Origin of the sequence: Kitasatospora sp. NPDC058162, from assembly GCF_042884005.1 — a bacterium.
GTDB lineage: Bacteria > Actinomycetota > Actinomycetes > Streptomycetales > Streptomycetaceae > Kitasatospora.
On the sequence record NZ_JBHVUS010000067.1, the window covers coordinates 1 to 19,297 of the forward strand.

General features: G+C 72.9%; 23 protein-coding genes. 19 read left to right on the forward strand and 4 right to left on the reverse strand.

All coding sequences use genetic code 11. The features are described 5' to 3' along the window. Nucleotides 1-220: 220 nt before the first annotated feature. On the reverse strand, nucleotides 221-1,798 hold the full coding sequence (locus tag ACFVXG_RS45240) for an oxidoreductase (RefSeq protein WP_387936363.1): 1,578 nt from the start codon (nucleotides 1,796-1,798) through the stop codon (nucleotides 221-223). A 90-nt stretch (nucleotides 1,799-1,888) separates the two neighbouring features. Here ACFVXG_RS45240 and hisD point away from each other — a divergent pair, with 90 nt between their 5' ends. From hisD to hisF, 8 genes are read left to right on the forward strand one after another with little or no spacing between them, the layout of a single operon-like run. Beyond that, nucleotides 1,889-3,196, forward strand: coding sequence for a histidinol dehydrogenase (gene hisD / locus ACFVXG_RS45245; RefSeq protein WP_387936364.1), 1,308 nt, complete (start codon nucleotides 1,889-1,891; stop codon nucleotides 3,194-3,196). Further along, complete coding sequence (locus tag ACFVXG_RS45250) at nucleotides 3,193-4,293, forward strand: histidinol-phosphate transaminase (protein ID WP_387936365.1); 1,101 nt, start codon at nucleotides 3,193-3,195, stop codon at nucleotides 4,291-4,293. The genes hisD and ACFVXG_RS45250 overlap by 4 nt, the downstream gene beginning before the upstream one ends. A 6-nt stretch (nucleotides 4,294-4,299) precedes the next feature. After that, nucleotides 4,300-4,893: an imidazoleglycerol-phosphate dehydratase HisB gene (gene hisB / locus ACFVXG_RS45255; RefSeq protein ID WP_387936366.1), complete on the forward strand. Its 594-nt coding sequence runs from the start codon at nucleotides 4,300-4,302 to the stop codon at nucleotides 4,891-4,893. Next, the gene (locus tag ACFVXG_RS45260; protein ID WP_350510251.1) at nucleotides 4,890-5,042 is read left to right on the forward strand and encodes a hypothetical protein; all 153 of its coding nucleotides are present in this window, start codon (nucleotides 4,890-4,892) and stop codon (nucleotides 5,040-5,042) included. Before hisB ends, ACFVXG_RS45260 begins: the two co-directional genes overlap by 4 nt. Nucleotides 5,043-5,073: 31 nt before the next feature. After that, nucleotides 5,074-5,709, forward strand: coding sequence for an imidazole glycerol phosphate synthase subunit HisH (hisH, locus tag ACFVXG_RS45265; protein WP_387936367.1), 636 nt, complete (start codon nucleotides 5,074-5,076; stop codon nucleotides 5,707-5,709). A gap of 17 nt (nucleotides 5,710-5,726) precedes the next feature. Further along, complete coding sequence (gene priA / locus ACFVXG_RS45270; protein ID WP_350510257.1) at nucleotides 5,727-6,452, forward strand: bifunctional 1-(5-phosphoribosyl)-5-((5-phosphoribosylamino)methylideneamino)imidazole-4-carboxamide isomerase/phosphoribosylanthranilate isomerase PriA; 726 nt, start codon at nucleotides 5,727-5,729, stop codon at nucleotides 6,450-6,452. Next, nucleotides 6,449-6,889, forward strand: a complete 441-nt coding sequence (locus ACFVXG_RS45275) for a RidA family protein (protein WP_387936368.1) — start codon at nucleotides 6,449-6,451, stop codon at nucleotides 6,887-6,889. The genes priA and ACFVXG_RS45275 overlap by 4 nt, the downstream gene beginning before the upstream one ends. Then, the gene (hisF, locus tag ACFVXG_RS45280; RefSeq protein WP_350510248.1) at nucleotides 6,886-7,656 is read left to right on the forward strand and encodes an imidazole glycerol phosphate synthase subunit HisF; all 771 of its coding nucleotides are present in this window, start codon (nucleotides 6,886-6,888) and stop codon (nucleotides 7,654-7,656) included. Before ACFVXG_RS45275 ends, hisF begins: the two co-directional genes overlap by 4 nt. Nucleotides 7,657-7,716: 60 nt before the next feature. On the opposite strand, the gene ACFVXG_RS45285 is transcribed toward hisF, so the two are convergent. Continuing rightward, nucleotides 7,717-8,496 (reverse strand): VOC family protein, encoded by a 780-nt coding sequence (locus ACFVXG_RS45285; protein ID WP_387936369.1) that lies wholly within the window; start codon nucleotides 8,494-8,496, stop codon nucleotides 7,717-7,719. 461 nt (nucleotides 8,497-8,957) lie between these two features. On the opposite strand from ACFVXG_RS45285, the gene aspS reads away from it, so the two are divergent. After that, nucleotides 8,958-10,268, forward strand: coding sequence for an aspartate--tRNA(Asn) ligase (aspS, locus tag ACFVXG_RS45290; protein ID WP_387936370.1), 1,311 nt, complete (start codon nucleotides 8,958-8,960; stop codon nucleotides 10,266-10,268). Between the two features lie 80 nt (nucleotides 10,269-10,348). Here the strand turns inward: aspS and ACFVXG_RS45295 are convergent, their stop codons facing one another. Together ACFVXG_RS45295 and ACFVXG_RS45300 are read right to left on the reverse strand one after the other, a co-directional pair. Next, the gene (locus ACFVXG_RS45295) at nucleotides 10,349-10,987 is read right to left on the reverse strand and encodes a TIGR03085 family metal-binding protein (RefSeq protein WP_387936371.1); all 639 of its coding nucleotides are present in this window, start codon (nucleotides 10,985-10,987) and stop codon (nucleotides 10,349-10,351) included. A 55-nt stretch (nucleotides 10,988-11,042) separates the two neighbouring features. Continuing rightward, nucleotides 11,043-11,621, reverse strand: a complete 579-nt coding sequence (locus ACFVXG_RS45300) for a hypothetical protein (protein WP_387936372.1) — start codon at nucleotides 11,619-11,621, stop codon at nucleotides 11,043-11,045. Nucleotides 11,622-11,732: 111 nt separating this feature from the next. Here ACFVXG_RS45300 and hisI point away from each other — a divergent pair, with 111 nt between their 5' ends. The 10 genes from hisI to trpA all read left to right on the forward strand — a co-directional run bounded on the left by hisI (nucleotide 11,733) and on the right by trpA (nucleotide 19,118). Then, nucleotides 11,733-12,104 carry a phosphoribosyl-AMP cyclohydrolase gene (gene hisI, locus ACFVXG_RS45305; RefSeq protein WP_387936373.1) on the forward strand — a complete coding sequence of 124 codons (372 nt, stop codon included), beginning with the start codon at nucleotides 11,733-11,735 and terminating at the stop codon, nucleotides 12,102-12,104. 38 nt (nucleotides 12,105-12,142) lie between these two features. Beyond that, nucleotides 12,143-13,663 carry an anthranilate synthase component I gene (locus ACFVXG_RS45310; RefSeq protein WP_387936374.1) on the forward strand — a complete coding sequence of 507 codons (1,521 nt, stop codon included), beginning with the start codon at nucleotides 12,143-12,145 and terminating at the stop codon, nucleotides 13,661-13,663. 20 nt (nucleotides 13,664-13,683) lie between these two features. Then, complete coding sequence (locus ACFVXG_RS45315; RefSeq protein ID WP_387936375.1) at nucleotides 13,684-14,145, forward strand: Uma2 family endonuclease; 462 nt, start codon at nucleotides 13,684-13,686, stop codon at nucleotides 14,143-14,145. Nucleotides 14,146-14,253: 108 nt separating this feature from the next. Further along, nucleotides 14,254-14,796, forward strand: a complete 543-nt coding sequence (locus ACFVXG_RS45320; RefSeq protein WP_387936381.1) for a TIGR02234 family membrane protein — start codon at nucleotides 14,254-14,256, stop codon at nucleotides 14,794-14,796. A gap of 136 nt (nucleotides 14,797-14,932) precedes the next feature. Continuing rightward, entirely contained in the window at nucleotides 14,933-15,211 is a 279-nt protein-coding gene (locus ACFVXG_RS45325) for an HGxxPAAW family protein (protein ID WP_387936376.1), read from the forward strand. An 86-nt stretch (nucleotides 15,212-15,297) separates the two neighbouring features. Further along, nucleotides 15,298-15,738, forward strand: a complete 441-nt coding sequence (locus ACFVXG_RS45330; RefSeq protein ID WP_387936377.1) for a DUF2752 domain-containing protein — start codon at nucleotides 15,298-15,300, stop codon at nucleotides 15,736-15,738. Nucleotides 15,739-16,000: 262 nt separating this feature from the next. Beyond that, the gene (gene trpC, locus ACFVXG_RS45335) at nucleotides 16,001-16,807 is read left to right on the forward strand and encodes an indole-3-glycerol phosphate synthase TrpC (protein WP_387936378.1); all 807 of its coding nucleotides are present in this window, start codon (nucleotides 16,001-16,003) and stop codon (nucleotides 16,805-16,807) included. A gap of 10 nt (nucleotides 16,808-16,817) precedes the next feature. Beyond that, complete coding sequence (trpM, locus tag ACFVXG_RS45340) at nucleotides 16,818-16,967, forward strand: tryptophan biosynthesis modulator TrpM (RefSeq protein ID WP_167395798.1); 150 nt, start codon at nucleotides 16,818-16,820, stop codon at nucleotides 16,965-16,967. Nucleotides 16,968-17,016: 49 nt separating this feature from the next. Beyond that, nucleotides 17,017-18,306: a tryptophan synthase subunit beta gene (gene trpB, locus ACFVXG_RS45345; protein ID WP_387936379.1), complete on the forward strand. Its 1,290-nt coding sequence runs from the start codon at nucleotides 17,017-17,019 to the stop codon at nucleotides 18,304-18,306. A 2-nt stretch (nucleotides 18,307-18,308) separates the two neighbouring features. Further along, nucleotides 18,309-19,118, forward strand: a complete 810-nt coding sequence (gene trpA, locus ACFVXG_RS45350; protein ID WP_387936380.1) for a tryptophan synthase subunit alpha — start codon at nucleotides 18,309-18,311, stop codon at nucleotides 19,116-19,118. Nucleotides 19,119-19,297 lie beyond the last annotated feature (179 nt).

The following is a 19,297-nucleotide window of genomic DNA, read 5'->3' on the forward strand; positions in this document are numbered from 1 at the left end:
GAGTGTCCCTGGGCACGGGCCCACCTGTGCGTATTCCGCCCCGCCGCGATCACATCGCGGCGGGGCGGAATGGCTAGGTGATTCACTTGTCGTTGAACGTCGGCTTTTGGGCTTCTGCGTAGGAAGTCGGTCTGGCCGACTTCCTGCGCAGAAGTCGTCGCCGCATCGGCTTTGCCGAAGCGGCGACGGGTGGTGCAGGGGGCCGTGGCTGGGGTGGGGGTCAGCCGCGTTGGAGGAGGCGGGTGGCGCCGGTGAGGACGGTGGAGGCGAGGAGCCAGCCGACGACGACGAGGCCGGCGGAGATCCACTGGGAGGCCTCGCCGGGGTTCCAGGCGCCCTGGTTGAGGTCGACGATGGGCAGCAGCCGGTCGAGGGTGTAGAGCACCGGGTTCCAGTGCGGCTTCTCGTCGGCCTTGAGCGGGTCCAGTGGGTGGGTGGCGAACCAGATGCTGCCGAGGGCCCAGGCGAGCAGGAGCCAGAGGCCGGCGCGGCCGGGGCGGTAGCCGTAACCGACGGTGACGTCCTGGACCAGGCCCCAGCCCCGGGCGGGCAGGGGGAGGGTCTCGCGGCGGCGGCGCTGCTTGGCGTAGAGCACCTCGCGGGCGTCGTCGTCGGCGCCGTCGCGGCGCAGGGCGGTGGCGAGTTGTTCGTAGGACTCCGGCTGGAACTCGACCGTCGAGCCTTCCAGCCAGGCGATCCGCTGCTGGACGGTGAACTGTCCGACCGGGCGGAGGTTCTCGTAGACGAAGCCGGTCAGCCGCAGGTGCTTGCCGAGCGGCCAGGCGTCCGGGGTGTCGACCAGGTTGCCGACCCGGGCGCGGGAGAGGGAGACGGTGCCGGTGGGCCGGATCTTGCAGGTGAACCGGAGTTCGGGGGTGTGGATGCGGCGCAGCGAGAGCTCGTCGTCGCCCTCCAGGTGGAATTCTCCGGAGATCAGGCAGGCGGCCTCGAAGCGGGCGTCCGAGAGCCGCACCTGGCCGTAGGCGCGGAACGGGGTGCTGGGTGCGTCGGGCGGGGGGCTCTGGCCGTAGCCGGAGCCGTAGTAGCTGCGGGAGCCGAACCAGCCGCCGTCGGCCGAGCTGGTCAGGTAGAGGGTGTGGCCGACGTTGAGCCGGACGGCGTTGAGGCAGACCCGGTTCTGCGGGTCGGCGTGCAGCTGGGCGCCGCGGAGTGAGAAGCGGCCGCCTATGCGGGCCGTGCGGACGCTCAACTCGCCGCGGGTCTCCAGGCGTTCGGCCTCGAAGTCCTGGTGGACGGTGATCCCGTCGGCGGACACCGCGCGGCCGTAGCGGTCGCCGCCGATGACGGCCAGGTTGAGCAGCAGGTCGGTGCCGATCTTGGCGTCGGTGAGCCGGATGCCGTCGGGGATCCGGCAGCGGGCCAGGTGGACGTCGCCGGTGGTGGCGAGCCGGGAGGCCTCCAGTCGGGGGATCAGGCAGTCGACCATCCGCAGGGTGGTGGCCGAGGCCTCCGAGATGAGGATCTTGTGCTCGAAGCGGCAGCCGCGCAGTTCGACGTACCGGTCGATGTGGCCGCCGGCCAGGTTGAGCGCGCCGGTGACGTACACCCCGCTCATCCGCAGCGAGGCGACCCGCCCGGCGGTGGGCCGCGGGCCGGCCAGCAGCAGGTGGGCGAGGACCTCGGCGCTCACCGTGCGCTCGGGGCCCCAGACGGCGTCCCCGAAGGGGTCGTCGATGTCGTTCCGGCCACACCGGAGGTCGAAGACCTCGCCCTCGCGGAAGGCCTCCCAGAGCTTCCGTTCGGTGTCGGTCCAGCTCTCTGGGGCGCTCTCCGCCATGGTTTCCCCGTCCCCCCGGTCGTCTCGCCTTTCGTATCACGGACTGAAATGTGGGACCACCCGTTCCGGCCACTCCTTACACTGGGTGGCGTGATCTCTCGAATCGACCTCCGCGGCTCGCTGGACGACCCGCGTGACCTGCTGCCCCGTGCCGAGTTCGACGTGGCGGCCGCCCTGGAGAAGGTGCGGCCGATCGCCGAGGACGTACGCCATCGCGGGGTCGCGGCGCTGATCGAGATCACCGAGCGCTTCGACGGCGTCCGGCTGGAGTCCACCCGGGTGCCCGCCGAGCAGCTGGCCGAGGCCCTGGAGACGCTGGACCCGAAGGTGCGGGCCGCGCTGGAGGAGTCGATCCGCCGCGCCCGGGCCGTGCACTCCGACCAGCGCCGCACCGGGCACACCACCCAGGTGGTGCCGGGCGGCACGGTCACCCAGCGCTGGGTGCCGGTCGAGCGGGTCGGCCTGTACGTGCCGGGCGGGCTGGCGGTCTACCCGTCCTCCGTGGTGATGAACGTGGTGCCGGCCCAGGAGGCGGGCGTCCGGGGCATCGCGGTGACTTCGCCGCCGCAGAAGGAGTTCGGCGGCCGGGTGCACCCGACCATCCTGGCGGCCTGCGCGCTGCTCGGCGTGGAGGAGGTCTACTCCGTCGGCGGCGCCCAGGCGGTCGCGATGTTCGCCCTGGGCACCGAGGAGTGCGCCCCGGTCAACATGGTCACCGGCCCCGGCAACATCTACGTGGCGGCCGCCAAGCGGCTGTTCGCCGGCCGGATCGGCATCGACTCCGAGGCCGGCCCGACCGAGATCGCCGTCCTCGCCGACGACAGCGCGCTGCCGAGCGACGTCGCCGCCGACCTGATCAGCCAGGCCGAGCACGGCCCCACCTCCGGCTCGGTGCTGGTCACCGACTCCCCGGAGCTGGCCGACGCGGTCGAGGTCGAGCTGGTCACCCAGGTCGGCCGGACCAAGCACAGCGAGCGGGTCGCCGAGGCGCTCGGCGGCCGGCAGTCCGGCATCATCCTGGTCGACGACCTGGAGCAGGGCCTCGCCGTGGTCAACGCCTACGCGGCCGAACACCTGGAGATCCAGACCCGCGACCCGCACGCCGTGGCGGCCAAGGTCGTCAACGCCGGCGCGATCTTCATCGGCCGCTGGACCCCGGTCTCGCTGGGCGACTACGCGGCCGGCTCCAACCACGTGCTGCCGACCGGCGGCTGCGCCTGCCACTCCTCCGGACTGTCGGTGCAGACCTTCCTGCGCGGCGTCCAGGTCGTCGAGTACGACCGGCAGGCGCTGGCGGACGTCGCCGCCCACGTGGTCAACCTGGCGAACGCCGAGGACCTGCCCGGTCACGGTGACGCCGTCAAGGCTCGGTTCGATTGGACGGTTCCCGGCGCGTGACGAACATCGACGACCTGCCCATCCGGGACGAGCTGCGCGGCCAGTCCCCGTACGGCGCACCGCAGTTGGACGTCCCCGTCCAGCTGAACACCAACGAGAACCCGTACCGGCTGCCCGAGGAGCTGGTGGCCCGGATCGCCGAGCGCGTCGCCGAGGCCGCCCGCAACCTCAACCGCTACCCCGACCGCGACGCGGTCGAGCTGCGCGAGGGCCTGGCCGGGTACCTGACCCGCACCACCGGCTTCCCGGTCGCGCGCGAGCAGGTGTGGGCCGCCAACGGCTCCAACGAGGTGCTCCAGCAGCTGCTGCAGGCCTTCGGCGGCCCCGGCCGCACCGCGCTCGGCTTCGAGCCCTCCTACTCGATGCACGCGCTGATCTCCCGGGGCACCGGCACCGGCTGGATCTCCGGCCCGCGCAATGACGACTTCACCATCGACGTGGACGCCGCGCTCGCCGCGATCGGCGAGCACCGGCCGAACGTGGTGTTCATCTGCTCGCCGAACAACCCGACCGGGACGGCCGTCGGGGCGGAGACGGTCCTGCGGCTGTACGAGGCCGCGCAGGCCGCCCGGCCCAGCCTGGTGATCGTGGACGAGGCGTACGTCGAGTTCTCGCACCGCGCCTCGCTGCTGCCGCTGCTCGAGGGCCGCCCCAACCTGGTGGTCACCCGCACCATGTCCAAGGCCTTCGGCGCCGCCGGACTGCGCCTCGGCTACCTGGCCGCCGACGCGGCCGTGGTCGACGCCGTTCAGCTGGTCCGCCTGCCGTACCACCTGTCGGCCGTCACCCAGGCCACCGCGCTGGCCTGCCTGGAGCACACCGACACCCTGCTCGGGTACGTCGGCCGGCTCAAGGAGGAGCGCGACCGGCTGGTGGACGCGCTGCGCGCGATGGACCTGGAGGTGACCGACTCGGACGCCAACTTCGTCCAGTTCGGCCGCTTCGCCGACACCCACGCCGTGTGGCAGGCCATCCTCGACCGGGGTGTCCTGGTCCGTGACAACGGCGTCCCCGGGTGGCTGCGCGTCACCGCCGGCACGCCCGCCGAGAACGACGCCTTCCTGGACGCCGTCCGTAGAGTGATCAAGGAGCTGTAACCCCTCATGTCCCGCATCGGACGCGTCGAGCGCACCACCAAGGAGACCTCCGTCCTGGTCGAGATAGACCTCGACGGCACCGGCAAGACCGACATCTCCACCGGCGTCGGCTTCTACGACCACATGCTCGACCAGCTCGGCCGGCACGGTCTGTTCGACCTCACCGTCAAGACCGACGGCGACCTGCACATCGACACCCACCACACCATCGAGGACACCGCCCTCGCGCTCGGCGCCGCCTTCAAGCAGGCGCTCGGCGACAAGGTCGGCATCTACCGCTTCGGCAACTGCACGGTGCCGCTGGACGAGTCGCTCGCCCAGGTCACCGTCGACCTCTCCGGCCGGCCCTACCTGGTGCACACCGAGCCCGAGGGCATGGCGCCGATGATCGGCAGCTACGACACCACGATGACCCGGCACATCCTGGAGTCCTTCACGGCCCAGGCGCAGATCGCGCTGCACGTGCACGTCCCGTACGGGCGCAACGCGCACCACATCGTGGAGTGCCAGTTCAAGGCGCTGGCCCGGGCGCTGCGCTACGCCGCCGAGCGCGACCAGCGCGCGGCCGGCATCCTTCCCTCGACCAAGGGTGCGCTGTGAACAAGACCGCGACGATCCTGCTGTTCGTCGGCCTCTTCCTGGCCGGCGGGGTGATCTCCTTCTGGAAGCAGAAGCTGCCGAAGGGCGTCATCCTGGTGCTGGCCATCGGTTCCGTGATGTGCCTGGGCTCCGGCCTCATGCGTCTGTAACACCCGTAGCAGAGAGACTGGACACCTGAACATGGGCAAGAACGTCGTCGTCCTCGACTACGGCTCCGGCAACCTCCGCTCCGCGCAGCGCGCCCTGGAGCGGACCGGGGCGAACGTCACGGTCAGCTCCGACTACGACACCGCGATGGCCGCGGACGGCCTGCTCGTCCCCGGCGTGGGCGCCTTCGAGGCGTGCATGCGCGGCCTCAAGTCCGTCCGCGGCGACTGGATCATCGGCCGCCGGCTCGCCGGGGGCCGCCCGGTCATGGGCATCTGCGTCGGCATGCAGATCCTCTTCGAGAAGGGCGTCGAGCACGGCGTGGAGACGGCCGGCTGCGACGAGTGGCCCGGTACCGTCGAGCCGCTGGACGCCCCGGTCGTCCCGCACATGGGCTGGAACACCGTGGACGTTCCCGAGGGCAGCCGGATGTTCGCCGGCCTCGACCCGGAGACCCGCTTCTACTTCGTGCACTCCTACGGCGTGCGGCACTGGGAGCTGGAGACCCACAGCGCGCGGATCAACCCGCCGCTGGTCACCTGGGCCACCCACGGGCAGCCGTTCGTCGCCGCGATCGAGAACGGCCCGCTCTGGGCCACCCAGTTCCACCCCGAGAAGTCCGGCGACGCCGGCGCCGCCCTGCTGACCAACTGGGTCAACACCCTCTGACCATCTGAGAGTTGTTACTGATGAGCCTTGAGCTGCTGCCCGCCGTCGACGTCCGCGACGGCCAGGCCGTCCGTCTGGTCAAGGGCGCCTCCGGCACCGAGACCTCCTTCGGCGAGCCGCTGGCCGCCGCCCTCGCCTGGCAGAACGCCGGCGCCGAGTGGCTCCACCTGGTCGACCTCGACGCCGCCTTCGGCACCGGCACCAACTACGAGCTGCTGCGCGAGGTCACCGGCCAGCTGGACATCAAGGTCGAGCTGTCCGGCGGCATCCGCGACGACGAGTCGCTCGCCCGCGCCCTCGCCACCGGCTGCACCCGGGTCAACCTCGGCACCGCCGCCCTGGAGGCCCCCGAGTGGGTCGCCAAGGCCATCGCCGAGCACGGCGACAAGATCGCCGTCGGCCTGGACGTGGTCGGCACCACCCTGCGCGGCCGCGGCTGGACCCGCGACGGCGGCCAGCTCTTCGACGTCCTGCAGCGGCTGAACGAGGAGGGCTGCGCCCGCTACGTCGTCACCGACGTCAACCGCGACGGCACCCTCACCGGCCCCAACCTCCAGCTGCTGCGCGACGTCTGCGCCGCCACCGACCGCCCCGTCGTCGCCTCCGGCGGCGTCTCCTCCCTCGACGACCTGCGCGCCATCGCCGGTCTCGTCGGACTGGGTGTCGAGGGCGCCATCGTGGGCAAGGCACTCTACGAGCAGAAGTTCACCCTCGAAGAGGCGCTGGAGGCGGTTTCCGGATGACCGAAGGTCGGATCGTACGCGGCCGGGTGACGGGCTTCTCCCCCTGGGAGGAGGAGTTCGGCTACTCCCGGGCGGTCGCCGCGGGCGACCACGTGCACGTGGCCGGGTCCACCGCCTGGGTGAACGGCCGGATCGAGCACGAGGGCGACCCGTACCGGCAGACCCTCGCCGCGTTCGGCGTCGGGCTCTCGGCCCTGGCCGCGTACGGTCTGACCGCGGACGACGTCGTCCGCACCCGGATGTACATCACCCACGCCCGCGACGCCGAGGAGGTGGGCCGCGCCCACCGCCAACTCTTCGACGCCGCACGCCCGGTGGCCACCATGGTGGTGGTCGACGGGCTGATCGACTCCCGGATGATGGTCGAGGTCGAACTCGACGCGTACCGCACCGGGCTGGCAATGACCCTGGAAGCCCTGGAAGGCAAGCAGCCGTGACCCTCGCCGTACGTGTCATCCCCTGCCTGGACGTGGACGCCGGGCGGGTGGTCAAGGGCGTCAACTTCCAGAACCTGCGCGACGCCGGCGACCCGGTCGAGATGGCCAAGCTCTACGACGCCGAAGGCGCCGACGAGCTAACCTTCCTCGACATCACCGCGTCCTCCGGCGACCGCGAGACCACCTACGACGTGGTCCGCCGCACCGCCGAGCAGGTGTTCATCCCGCTGACCGTCGGCGGCGGCATCCGCGCCGTCGAGGACGTGAACCAGCTGCTGCGGGCCGGCGCCGACAAGGTCGGGGTCAACACCGCGGCCATCGCCCGGCCCGAACTGGTCCGCGAGATCGCCCAGCGCTTCGGCCGGCAGGTGCTGGTGCTCTCGGTGGACGCCCGGCGCTGCGGCGAGGGCGTGGAGACCGCCTCCGGCTACGAGGTCACCACCCACGGCGGGCGCCGGGGCACCGGCCTGGACGCCGTCGAATGGGCGGGCCGCGCGGCCGAGTTGGGTGCGGGCGAGATCCTGCTCAACTCGATGGACGCCGACGGCACCAAGGACGGCTACGACCTGGAGATGATCCGGGCGGTGCGCAAGGCCGTCTCCGTGCCGGTCATCGCCTCCGGCGGGGCCGGCAAGCTCGCCGACTTCGCGCCGGCCGTCGAGGCGGGCGCGGACGCCGTCCTCGCGGCCAGCGTCTTCCACTTCGGGGACCTGCGGATCGGCGAGGTCAAGAACGCGCTGCGGGAGGCCGGGCACCCCGTCCGCTGATGTGTTCGGTCGTGCGTGAGGGCCCGCTGCTCCTGGTGAGCGGCGGGCCCTTTCGCGTGCTCAGGACTCGCGCGGCTCGCCCTTGATCAGGGCGAACGGGGCGCCGTTCGGGTCCGCCACCCAGGCGATCCGGCCGACGTTCTCCACGTCCGCGGCCGGCATCAGCACGGTGCCGCCGGCCGCCGTCACCTTGACGATCAGCGCGTCCACGTCGTTGGCGGCGAAGTACGGCGTCCAGGCGGAGGGCTGGTCCGGCTGCATCGTCGGGGCGATGCCGCCGAAGCTCGTCTGCTGCTGGTCGCCCTCGGCGGTGGAGATCACCCGGTAGCTCATCCCCGGGGACGGCTCGAAGTTCTCCACCCGCCAGCCGAACAGGCCCTGGTAGAAGGAGAAACCGCCGTCCTGGTCCTTGGTGTGCAGCTCGGACCAGACCAGCGTGTTGTCCTCGGACACGGCGTCCAGACCGACCGTGTTCCGGGCCTGCCAGACCGCGAACTCGGCGCCCTGCGGATCGGTCAGCGCGGCGAACCGGCCCTCCTGCATGACGTCCATCGGCGGGACCCGGACGGCGCCACCCGCCTGCTCGGCCGCCTTGGCGGTGGCGTCCACGTCGGCGACGCGGAAGTACGTCGTCCAGGCGGACCGCGCGCCCGCGTCGAGGTTGCCGATCGCGCCGACGGTCTTGCCGTTCAGCTGGAGGAAGCCGTAGCCCATCGCATCGGGGACCTCCGTGAACGTCCAGCCGAACACCTTGCCGTAGAAGCCGGCCGTGGCCTGGATGTCCGGGCTGCCCAGGTCGATCCAGCAGGGCGAGCCGATGGGGAAGTCGGTGGTGAGCATGAGGTGGTGCCCCTTCGACGGAGAGTGACCGGGACGGTTCCGTCGGGCGCGCGGACGCCCCCTCCCCGGCCACCTGCGAGTCTGCACCCGGGTACTGACATCCGCAGCCCGGGCGGCGCGGCCGGGGAGCCCGTCCGCGCGGATATCCGATTGCCACCGATGCCACCGGCTTCGTATCCTGCCGGGCAACGCGTCGACGGAGACGAGTAGCCAGGGATCACGCGAGCAGAGAGAACCGCCGGAAGCTGGGAAGGCGGTCTCGCGCCCCGAGGCGAAGACCCTCCTGAGCGCGGGGAGGAACGACCCCGAACCCGGTGGTCCAATGCCCCGCCGGCCGGCCCCCGTCACCGGGCCCGAACGAGGCCGCTGCTCCGGTGGCGGCGAAAGTGCGGTGGTACCGCGAGTCACCCTTCTCGCCCGCACTCCCAAGGGATCATGACGATGTCCTTCGGAGGACCTCAATGATCCACAGCCGCGTACACGTCTCCGACCTGCGAGAACACCTCGGCCGTACCGTCTCCGTCTGCGGCTGGGTGCACAGCCTGCGCCTGCAGCGCGCGATGCAGTTCGTCATCGTGCGGGACGGCACCGGGCTGGTGCAGATCACCCACCGGCGGGACGGCGGGCCGCTGGAGGCCCGGCTCGAAGCGCTCACCCCCGAGTCCGCCGTACGGATCACCGGCCGTGTCGTCGAGGCGGCGCAGGTCAAGCTCGGCGGCCTGGAGCTCGTCCCCGAGGCGGTCGAGGTCCTGAACCCGGCCGCCACCCCGCTGCCGATCGACGACCGCACTGGTCCGGAACAGCGGCTGGACTGGCGCTTCCTGGACGTGCGCCGCCGTCCCGCCGCGCAGCTGCTCTTCGCCGTCCAGACCACCCTGGAACAGGGCCTGCGCGAGTACGCCCACGGGCAGGGTGCCACCGAGATGCACACCCCCAAGCTCATGGGCACCGCCTCGGAGTCCGGCGCGGAGGTCTTCGAGCTCGGCTACTTCGGCCGCAGCGCCTACCTGGCGCAGTCGCCGCAGTTCTTCAAGCAGATGGCGATCGCGGCCGGCATCGACAAGGTCTTCGAGATCGGTCCCGTCTTCCGCGCCGAACCGTCCTTCACCTCCCGGCACGCCACCGAATTCACCGGCGTGGACGTGGAGTTGGCCTGGATCGACGGCGTCGAGGAGGTGATGGAGTTCGAGGAGCGGATGCTCGCCCACGCCATCGGCAAGGTCGCGGACCGGCACGGGGAGGCGATCGCCGAGCACTTCGGCGTCGAGGTCACCGTGCCCACGACGCCCTTCCCCCGGATCACCATGGCCGAGGCGCAGGAGATCCTCCGCGAGGGCGGTTGGGACCCGGAGGGGGTCAAGGAGGACCTGGACCCGGAGGGGGAGCGGGCCATCGCGGCCCACCTCAAGGAGGCCACCGGGCACGAGTTCGCCTTCATCACCCACTACCCGGTCGGCATCCGGCCGTTCTACCACCGGCGGCCCGCCGACGACCCCGGGGTGACCCTGAGCTTCGACCTGCTCTGGAAGGGCCTGGAGATCACCACCGGCGCCCAGCGCGAGCACCGGTACGACGTGCTGCTGGAGCAGGCCGCCCAGCAGGGCCTCACCCCGGAGCCGATGCGGGACTACCTGAACGCCTTCCGCTACGGCTGCCCGCCGCACGGAGGCTTCGGCATGGGTCTCGGCCGGGTCCTGATGGTCCTGCTCGGCCTGCCCTCGATCCGCGAGGCCACCTTCCTCTTCCGCGGCCCGAACCGGCTCACGCCGTAAGGAACGGTGACCGCTGGATCCCTGCCCGCTGCGCAGGAAGTCGGCCCGGCCGACTTCCCGCGCAGCGGGGTGCGGGCTGCTTACGGCAGCGGCAGGACGTGGCGCAGGGCCTCGACGGCGTCCTGGGGGCCGTCGACGGTGAGGGTGGTGCGGGCGCCGCGGCCGTAGGTGAAGAGCACGAGGTCGCCGGGGTCGCCGGTGAGGTCGACGACGGGGGCACCGGCGGGGCCGACGGTGAGGGACTCGCCGTCGGGGCGGGTCAGGGTGAGGCGGACGGGGGAGCGGCGCCCGGCCTCGAAGCGGGCGATCATGGGGAGCCGGCGCCACAGGGCCTCGGCGCGACCCGGCGGGACGGGCTGGGCGGTCCACTCCTCGCCGGCCCGGGCGACGTCCTCGGCGTGGACGAAGTACTCGACGGTGTTGGCCGCTTCGTCGGCGCCGGGGAGGGCGAAGAGGGAGTAGACGGGCGGGCCGGCGCGGAAGAGTCGGACCAGTTCCTCGTACGGGCGTGACGCGTAGTCGTCCTGGATGCGCTTCGTCCGGCCGGCCAGGGCGGCGACCCGGATGCCGGCCGCGGCGTCGGGTCGGCGCTCGCGGATCACCAGGTGGGCGGCGAGGTCCCGGGTGGTCCACCCGGCGCACAGGGTCGGCGCGTCCGGCCCTGCGGCGGTGAGGAGTTCGGCGAGGCGGTGGCGTTCGGCGAGGGCGTGGTTCGACATGGTGGCAAGCCTAGGGTCTGTTGTCGCTCTCCCGTCCGCGGGGCGAAGCCGGGCCTCAGGGGTGCAGCTGGCCGGTGAGTTTGGGGCTGCCCTGCTTGCTGCCGGAGGTGAGGGTGCAGGTGTAGTCGCGCCAGCCGTCCTTGTAGTTGGCCAGGGCGGGGCCGAACTGGCGGGGGTAGTAGGTCCGGCCGGGGGGTTGGTGGGATTCGGCGGCGGTTTCGGCGGGCTTGCAGCCGTCGCGCATGGCGAGGGCGAGGGGGATCTCGCCGGTGAGGCCGTCGGGGAGCTGGAGGTTCGCGATGACCTCGCCGTCGTGGTCGCCGGTGCAGGGGCGGGGCTCGGCCTTGGTGATGACCGGGCTGAGTTGGGGGTGGTCGAAGCAGGTGCCGACCGGGAACCAGGCGTACGGGGGCAGCGGCTTGGTGGGGGTCGGCGTCGGTGTCGGCGTGGGGGTGGGGGTCGGGGTGGCCGAGGGCGGGGGCGGGGCCGCGGCGGGCTTCGGGGCGTCCTCCGGCCAGAGCACCACGGTGGCCACCACCGCGAGCAGCACGGCCAGGACGGCGGCGACGGTGATCACCAGGCTCCGGGGCGGACGGGGGGCGGCGGCTCGGGGCGGCTGCTGCTCGGAGGTCATGGCCAGAGGATGGCCCACCGGGGCCGTGCCCGGCAGGCGGTTGGCGGAAGTGGCCCCGAACGGGACGCCCGCGAACGGTTTGCCGCCCGGAGGGGCTGACACAATGGCCCCATGTCCACCACACCCGCCGCCCCCGGCTCCACCGCCCTGGACCCCGCGATCGCCGCCCGCCTCAAGCGCACCGAGGACGGCCTGGTCCCGGCCGTCGCGCAGCAGTACGACACCGGCGAGGTGCTGATGCTGGGCTGGATGGACGACGAGGCGCTGCACCGCACGCTGACCACCGGCCGCTGCACCTACTGGAGCCGCAGCCGCAGCGAGTACTGGGTGAAGGGGGACACCTCCGGGCACGTGCAGGTGGTCAAGTCCGTGGCGCTGGACTGCGACGGCGACACCCTGCTGGTGAAGGTCGACCAGTCCGGTGCCGCCTGCCACACCGGCGACCGGACCTGCTTCGACGCTGACGTGCTCCCGCTCTCCTGACCACAGCCGACTCCAGAACCCAGAAGGTGCCGCCCCGCATGGACCTCGAAGCCTTCCGCAAGCTCGCCGTCGACACCCGGGTCATCCCGGTCACCCGCAGGCTCCTCGCGGACGGTCTCACCCCGATCGGCCTGTACCGCAGCCTCGCCGAGGAGCGCCCGGGCACCTTCCTGCTGGAGTCCGCCGAGCAGGGCAGCTGGTCGCGCTACTCCTTCGTAGGGGTGCGCAGCGCCGCCGCGCTGACCGCCGACGCGGACGGCAACGCCCGCTGGCTGGGCACCCCGCCGGTCGGCATCCCGACCGCCGGGGACCCGCTGGAGGTGCTGCGGGCCGCCCTGGAGGCGCTGCACACCCCGCGGCGTGCCGACGACGGCCTGCCGCCGCTGACCGGCGGCCTGGTCGGCTACCTCGGGTACGACGTCGTCCGCCGGCTGGAGAAGCTGCCGGACCTGAACCCGGACGACCTGAAGCTGCCCGAACTGACCATGCTGCTGGCCACCGACCTCGCGGTGCTCGACCACTCCGACGGCACGGTGCTGCTGATCGCCAACGCCGTCAACCACAACGACCTGTCCAGCGGCGTGGACGAGGCGTACGCGGACGCGGTGGCGCGGCTGGACGAGATGGAATCCGGCCTGCTGAAGCCGGTCGACCCGGGCCTGGCGACCTTCACCCCGGCCGGCCCGGGCGAGGTGCACTCGCCGTTCGGCGGGGCGCCGTACCGGGCCGCGGTGGAGGAGATCAAGGAGCGGATCCGGGCCGGCGAGGCCTTCCAGGTGGTGCCCTCGCAGCGCTTCGAGGCGCCCTGCCCGGCCTCCGCGCTGGACGTCTACCGGGTGCTGCGCACCACCAACCCGAGCCCGTACATGTACCTGTTCCGGTTCCCCGGCCCGGACGGCGGCGCCGAGGGCGGCTTCGACGTGGTCGGCTCCAGCCCGGAGGCGCTGGTCAAGGTCACCGAGGGGGAGGCGATGCTGCACCCGATCGCCGGGACCCGGCACCGCGGCGCGACCCCGCACGAGGACGCGGCGCTGGCCGCCGAGCTGCTGGCCGACCCCAAGGAACGGGCCGAGCACCTGATGCTGGTCGACCTGGGCCGCAACGACCTGGGGCGGGTCTGCCAGCCGGGCAGCGTCGAGGTGGTCGACTTCATGCAGATCGAGCGCTACAGCCACGTGATGCACATCGTCTCGACGGTGACCGGCAAGGTCGCCCCCGGGCGGAGCGCCTTCGACGTGCTGACGGCCTGCTTCCCGGCGGGCACCCTGTCCGGCGCGCCCAAGCCGCGGGCGATGCGGATCATCGAGGAGCTGGAGCCCACCCGCCGCGGCCTGTACGGCGGCTGCGTCGGCTACCTGGACTTCGCCGGGGACTCGGACACCGCCATCGCGATCCGCACCGCGGTGCTGCGCGACGGCACCGCGTACGTGCAGGCGGGCGCGGGCGTGGTCGCCGACTCGGACCCGCACGGCGAGGACACCGAGTGCCGCAACAAGGCGGCCGCCGTGCTGCGGGCCGTCGCCACCGCCAATACGCTGCGGAGGCCGGAACTGTCCTGAGGCGTGAGGAGGCGGCCGGGATGCCCGAGGTGCCGTACGACGAGCTGCGCTGGGAGGTCGTGTTCGGCGCCGCCGTGCAGATCGGGCGTGAACTCGGGGGCCGGGGGCGGGTGTTGTCCCGCGTCCTGCTGGACTTCCCGGCCGCCCACGGCCCGCTCGCCCCGGACCTGGCGGTGGTCGCCGTCGGTGCCGCCCACAACGCCCGGGGCCGGTACGCGGCCGCCGACGTCGAAGCCGTGCTGGAGGTCACGCACCCGGGCCGCGACCACACCTGGGCGCGGGCCTGCGCGGAGAGCGGCGTGCCGCTGTACGTGGTGGTCGACCCGGCGGCCGCCGCCTGCACCGTGCACACCGCGCCCGCCCCCGGCGGGGTCTACCGGGAGGCCGAGCGGGTGCCCTTCGGCAACGACCTGTTCCTGTCACTGGGCGGGCGCACGGTGGTGCTGCGGACGGACGAGTTCCCCACCCGGGGTACGGCGTAGGACCCCGGGTACGGCGTAGGGCGTGGCCCGGGGGATAGTGGACGGGTGACCGCTGCAGACCAGACCCCCGCCCCCGCCGCTCCCGCCCCGTCCGCGGGCGGCCGCCGCATGCTCGGCGTGATGCTGCTGCTGACCGTGCTGAGCGCCGTACTGGTGCTGACCGCGGCCGGGCGGATCTGGGCCGAGGGCCGGGCCGGCACCCTGGACGTGTCCGTCACCGGCGGCAAGATCTCCGAACTGCCCGGCGGGCTGGCCCTGGTGGGCCTGGCCGCGGCCGTCGCGGTGTTCGCGGTGCGGGGCGCCGGCCGGCTCGCGGTCGGCGCGCTGACCCTGCTGGCCGGGCTCGGCGCGGCCGCCGCCTCGGCGGCCGGGGCCTCGGACACCGCAGCCCTGGACACCGCCGCCTCCGGCAAGCTGGCGCTGGCCGGCTCGGCCGCCACCGAGGTGTCGCACACCGGCTGGCCCTGGGTCGCCCTGGCCGGCGGGCTGCTGCTGGCCGTGGCCGGCCTGATCACCCTGCGCTACGGCCGCCGCTGGCCGGCCATGGGCAGCCGCTACGAGGCGCCGACCCGCAAGGCCCCGGCGAAGGCCGACACCCCCGGGGACCTGTGGAAGGCCCTGGACCGGGGCGAGGACCCGACGGCGGTCTAGGGCCTCCACCGGTGTGACGCGATAGACGGGCCACCCGCTTTGGGGGGCCGGTGTGTGGCCCGGCACAATGGGAGCCGTCAACCCGCCGGCGGCCCCGCAGGCCCGGCCGGGCCCCGAGAGCCTAGGAGCACCATCGATGTCAGCAGCAGCACACGGCCACAACCCCGCCGCCTGGACCGGCGTCGTCATCTCCTTCGTCGGCTTCGGCATCGCGGGCGTCGCGATGATCCTGCCGTCGCCGCTGCTCGTCTGGGCCGGTCTGGCGGTCGTCGTGGTGGGCGGCATCGTCGGCAAGGCCATGTCGATGGCCGGCATGGGCGCGCAGCCCAGCACCAACGTCTACAAGTCGGTCGCGGAGCAGACCGCGGCGCGCAAGGCGGCCATCGAGGCCCGCGAGGCCGTCGCCGCCGCCTGACCAGCGGGTATTCGCACAACCGAACGGCGGGCGCGCCACGCCCGCCGTTTCGTTCTGTCCGGGCCCGGCGCGGGCACAATCGGGGCGTGAACGCCGCCCCCACCGCCTCCGCCCCGCCGCCCGTGCTGCGCCGGATGGGTCCGCCGCTGGCCGCGCTGGCGGCGGTGGCCGTTCCCGCCGGGTACGTCGCGGCGGTGGACCCGAACGCCCCCGGGCACTACCCCGACTGCCCCTTCCTGGCCGCCACCGGCTGGTGGTGCCCCGGCTGCGGGGGCCTGCGCTGCGTCCACGCGCTGACCCACGGGGACCTCACCGGGGCGCTGCACGACAATGCGGTGGCCGTCCTGCTGCTCGCCGTGCTGGCGCTGCTCTGGCTGCGCTGGGCCTGGGCCGCGCTGACCGGCGGGCCGCCGGTCCGGGTCTCGGTGGGCGGGCGGCGGTGGGCGCTGATCGGGCTGCTGGTGCTGGTGTTCGAGGTGGTGCGGAACCTGCCGGTGGGGGCGGGGCTGGCTCCGCCGGTGATCTGAGCCGGGGGCGAATGCTTCAGACCGGGGCTGGTGGCTTCAGGCCGGAGGTGGGGCGGTTCAGGCCGGGGTCCGAGCGGTTCGGGCCGGTGGAGACCGGGTGAAGGCGCAGTTGAGAGCCGCCGGAGGGAGTGTCCCGCTCCGCGAGACGCGCGCCGGACCGATGCGCTGCGCGCCCCCCGGTGCCGATACCATCGAAGGGCCGACGGGCCCCCGCCCGTCCGGCTCGCGCTGGCGAACCAGCAGAAATGATGGGGGCTCCTGAGTGAGTGTGCTCGACTCGATCATCGAAGGGGTCCGCGAGGACCTCGCCGAGCGGCAGGCCCGGGTCTCCCTGGACGAGCTCAAGGCACTCGCGGCCAAGGCCCCGGAGGCCAAGGACGGCGTCGCCGCCCTCAAGGGCGAGGGGATCCGGGTGATCTGCGAGGTCAAGCGCTCCAGCCCGTCCAAGGGCGCGCTCGCCTCGATCGCCGACCCGGCGGCCCTGGCCCGCGACTACGCGGCCGGCGGTGCCGCCGCGATCAGCGTGCTGACCGAGCAGCGCCGCTTCGGTGGCTCGCTCGCCGACCTGGACGCCGTCCGCGCCGCCGTGGACACCCCGCTGCTGCGCAAGGACTTCATCGTCACCGCCTACCAGCTGTGGGAGGCCCGCGCGCACGGCGCCGACCTCGCGCTGCTGATCGTCGCCGCCCTCGACCAGCCGGCCCTGGTGTCGCTGATCGAGCGCGCCGAGTCGATCGGCCTCACGCCGCTGGTCGAGGTGCACGACGAGGAGGAGATCAAGCGCGCGGTGGACGCCGGGGCGCGGATCATCGGCGTCAACGCCCGCAACCTGAAGACCCTCGAAGTGGACCGCAACACCTTCGAGAACGTCGCCCACGCCATTCCGGACGGCATCGTCAAGATCGCCGAGTCCGGTGTGCGCGGCCCGCTGGACGTGATCAACTACGCCAACCTCGGCGCCGACGCCGTACTGGTCGGCGAGTCGCTGGTGACCGGCAAGGACCCGCGGGCCGCCGTCGCCGACCTGGTCGCGGCCGGGGCCCACCCCGCCGTCCGGCACAAGGACTGACACCGCCCCGATGAAGATCGCCACCCGACTCGCCCCCGGCTGCCGCCCGCGCGGCTGCCGTGCTCCCGCACGCCGGGTGCTGGGGCGTCGGGTGCGGTACGTGATCGGGTGCGAGCCGGGTCAGGTGCCGGGACGGCGATGGCGCGTGACGCACGGCTGAACCAGCCGATCAGACGTCACTGTCATCCATCTCCGTCAAGGGAAACCACATGTCCGAGAAGGACTACCTGCCCGGCGCCCAGGTGCCGGACGCCCGCGGCTACTTCGGCGCGTACGGCGGCCGCTTCATCCCCGAGGCGCTGGTCGCCGCGGTCGAGCAGGTCGCCGAGGAGTACGAGAAGGCCAAGGCCGACCCGGCCTTCGCCGCCGAGCTCGACGGGCTGCTCAAGGACTACACCGGGCGCCCGAGCCCGCTGACCGACGTGCACCGCTTCTCCGCCGAGGCGGGCGGGGCGCGGATCCTGCTCAAGCGCGAGGACCTCAACCACACCGGCTCGCACAAGATCAACAACGTGCTGGGCCAGGCCCTGCTCACCAGGCGGATGGGCAAGACCCGGATCATCGCCGAGACCGGCGCCGGCCAGCACGGGGTGGCCACCGCCACCGCCTGCGCCCTGTTCGGCTTCGACTGCACCATCTACATGGGCGAGGTCGACACCGAGCGCCAGGCGCTCAACGTCGCCCGGATGCGGATGCTCGGGGCCGAGGTCATCGCGGTGAAGTCCGGGTCGCGCACGCTCAAGGACGCCATCAACGAGGCGTTCCGGGACTGGGTCGCCAACGTCGACTCCACCCACTACCTGTTCGGGACGGTCGCCGGGCCGCACCCCTTCCCGATGATGGTCCGGGACTTCCACCGGGTCATCGGGGTCGAGGCGCGGCAGCAGGTGCTCGACCGGACCGGGCGGCTGCCGGACGCGGTGGTCGCGTGCGTCGGTGGCGGGTCCAACGCGATGGGGATCTTCCACGAGTTCATCCCGGACGCCGACGTGCGGCTGATCGGCTGCGAGGCGGCGGGGGAGGGCGCGGAGACGCCCCGGCACGCGGCCACCCTCACCAAGGGGGATCCGGGCGTGCTGCACGGGTCGCGGACGTACGTCCTCCAGGACGAGGACGGGCAGACCATCGAGTCGCACTCCATCTCGGCGGGGCTGGACTACCCCGGCGTCGGGCCGGAGCACGCGTGGCTGAAGGACACCGGGCGGGCGGAGTACCGGCCGGTGACCGATGACGCGGCGATGCAGGCGTTGCGGCTGCTGTCCCGTACGGAGGGCATCATCCCGGCCATCGAGAGCGCCCACGCGCTCGCCGGGGCGCTGGAGCTGGGGCGCGAGCTCGGGCCGGAGGCGACCATCCTGGTCTCGCTGTCCGGGCGCGGGGACAAGGACATGCACACGGCGGCGCAGTACTTCGGGCTGTACGACTCGCCTGCCGGCGGCTCTGGCGGCTCCGGCGGCTCGGACGGTGCGGCCGGCGGCTCTGTTGAGGGGGGTAAGTGATCATGGCTTCGAAGCTGAGTGCTGTGTTGGCGGGTGCCAAGGCCGAGGACCGGGCTGCGCTGATCGGGTACCTGCCGGCGGGGTTCCCCACGGTCGACGGCGGGATCCGGGCGGTCAACGCGCTGATCGAGGGCGGGTGTGACGTCGTCGAGATCGGGCTGCCGCACTCCGACCCGGTCCTGGACGGGGCCGTGATCCAGACCGCGGACGACATCGCGCTGCGGGGCGGGGTGCGGATCAAGGACGTGCTGCGGACCGTCCAGGAGGTGGCTGCCGCCCACCCGGAGACGGCGGTGCTGGTGATGACCTACTGGAACCCGGTCGACCGCTACGGGGTGGCGCGGTTCGCGGCCGACCTGGCGGCGGCGGGCGGGGCGGGGTGCATCCTGCCGGACCTGCCGGTGGAGGAGTCCGAGGAGTGGCGCAAGGCGGCGGACGAGCACGGGCTCGACACCGTGTTCGTGGTCGCGCCCAGCAGCAAGGACGCGCGGCTGGCGGAGGTCACGGCGGCGGGGAGCGGGTTCGTGTACGCGGCCGCCGTCATGGGGGTGACCGGGACGCGGTCGGCGGTGGGGTCGCTGGCGGAGGACCTCGTCGCCCGGACCCGGGCTGTCACTGACCTGCCGGTCTGTGTCGGGCTCGGGGTCTCCAACGCGGAGCAGGCGGCGGAGGTCGCTCGGTTCGCGGACGGGGTGATCGTGGGGTCTGCGTTCGTGAAGCGGATCCTGGAGGCTGGGGAGGACGAGGCGGCGGGGTTGGACGCTGTTCGTGCGCTGGCTGGGGAGTTGGCGGTGGGGGTGCGGAGGCGCTGACCTCTTGGTTTGTGGCTGACGGCCCGTTTTCCCTTTGGGGGGAGCGGGTCGTTGGTGTTTGTGGGGGCCGCTGCGCGGGGCTGGGGTGGGGTGGTGGGCTCTCGGGAGGGTGGGTGGGTCCGGGGGCGGTTCCGGGGGTGGGCGCGCCGGGGGCTGGATGATTTTTGGGAACCCCACAC

Excerpts from the sequence above, each read along its gene's own strand:
- hisH (WP_387936367.1), top strand. The coding sequence starts at position 5,074 with ATGGGCAAGAACGTCGTCGTCCTCGACTACGGCTCCGGCAACCTCCGC.
- ACFVXG_RS45295 (WP_387936371.1), bottom strand. The coding sequence starts at position 10,987 with ATGTCGAACCACGCCCTCGCCGAACGCCACCGCCTCGCCGAACTCCTC.
- ACFVXG_RS45315 (WP_387936375.1), top strand. The coding sequence starts at position 13,684 with ATGCCCGAGGTGCCGTACGACGAGCTGCGCTGGGAGGTCGTGTTCGGC.
- ACFVXG_RS45310 (WP_387936374.1), top strand. The coding sequence starts at position 12,143 with ATGGACCTCGAAGCCTTCCGCAAGCTCGCCGTCGACACCCGGGTCATC.
- aspS (WP_387936370.1), top strand. The coding sequence starts at position 8,958 with ATGATCCACAGCCGCGTACACGTCTCCGACCTGCGAGAACACCTCGGC.
- trpM (WP_167395798.1), top strand. The coding sequence starts at position 16,818 with ATGAAGATCGCCACCCGACTCGCCCCCGGCTGCCGCCCGCGCGGCTGC.
- trpA (WP_387936380.1), top strand. The coding sequence starts at position 18,309 with ATGGCTTCGAAGCTGAGTGCTGTGTTGGCGGGTGCCAAGGCCGAGGAC.
- ACFVXG_RS45320 (WP_387936381.1), top strand. The coding sequence starts at position 14,254 with ATGCTCGGCGTGATGCTGCTGCTGACCGTGCTGAGCGCCGTACTGGTG.
- hisB (WP_387936366.1), top strand. The coding sequence starts at position 4,300 with ATGTCCCGCATCGGACGCGTCGAGCGCACCACCAAGGAGACCTCCGTC.
- ACFVXG_RS45275 (WP_387936368.1), top strand. The coding sequence starts at position 6,449 with ATGACCGAAGGTCGGATCGTACGCGGCCGGGTGACGGGCTTCTCCCCC.
- ACFVXG_RS45325 (WP_387936376.1), top strand. The coding sequence starts at position 14,933 with ATGTCAGCAGCAGCACACGGCCACAACCCCGCCGCCTGGACCGGCGTC.
- hisI (WP_387936373.1), top strand. The coding sequence starts at position 11,733 with ATGTCCACCACACCCGCCGCCCCCGGCTCCACCGCCCTGGACCCCGCG.
- trpB (WP_387936379.1), top strand. The coding sequence starts at position 17,017 with ATGTCCGAGAAGGACTACCTGCCCGGCGCCCAGGTGCCGGACGCCCGC.
- ACFVXG_RS45285 (WP_387936369.1), bottom strand. The coding sequence starts at position 8,496 with ATGCTCACCACCGACTTCCCCATCGGCTCGCCCTGCTGGATCGACCTG.
- ACFVXG_RS45300 (WP_387936372.1), bottom strand. The coding sequence starts at position 11,621 with ATGACCTCCGAGCAGCAGCCGCCCCGAGCCGCCGCCCCCCGTCCGCCC.
- ACFVXG_RS45240 (WP_387936363.1), bottom strand. The coding sequence starts at position 1,798 with ATGGCGGAGAGCGCCCCAGAGAGCTGGACCGACACCGAACGGAAGCTC.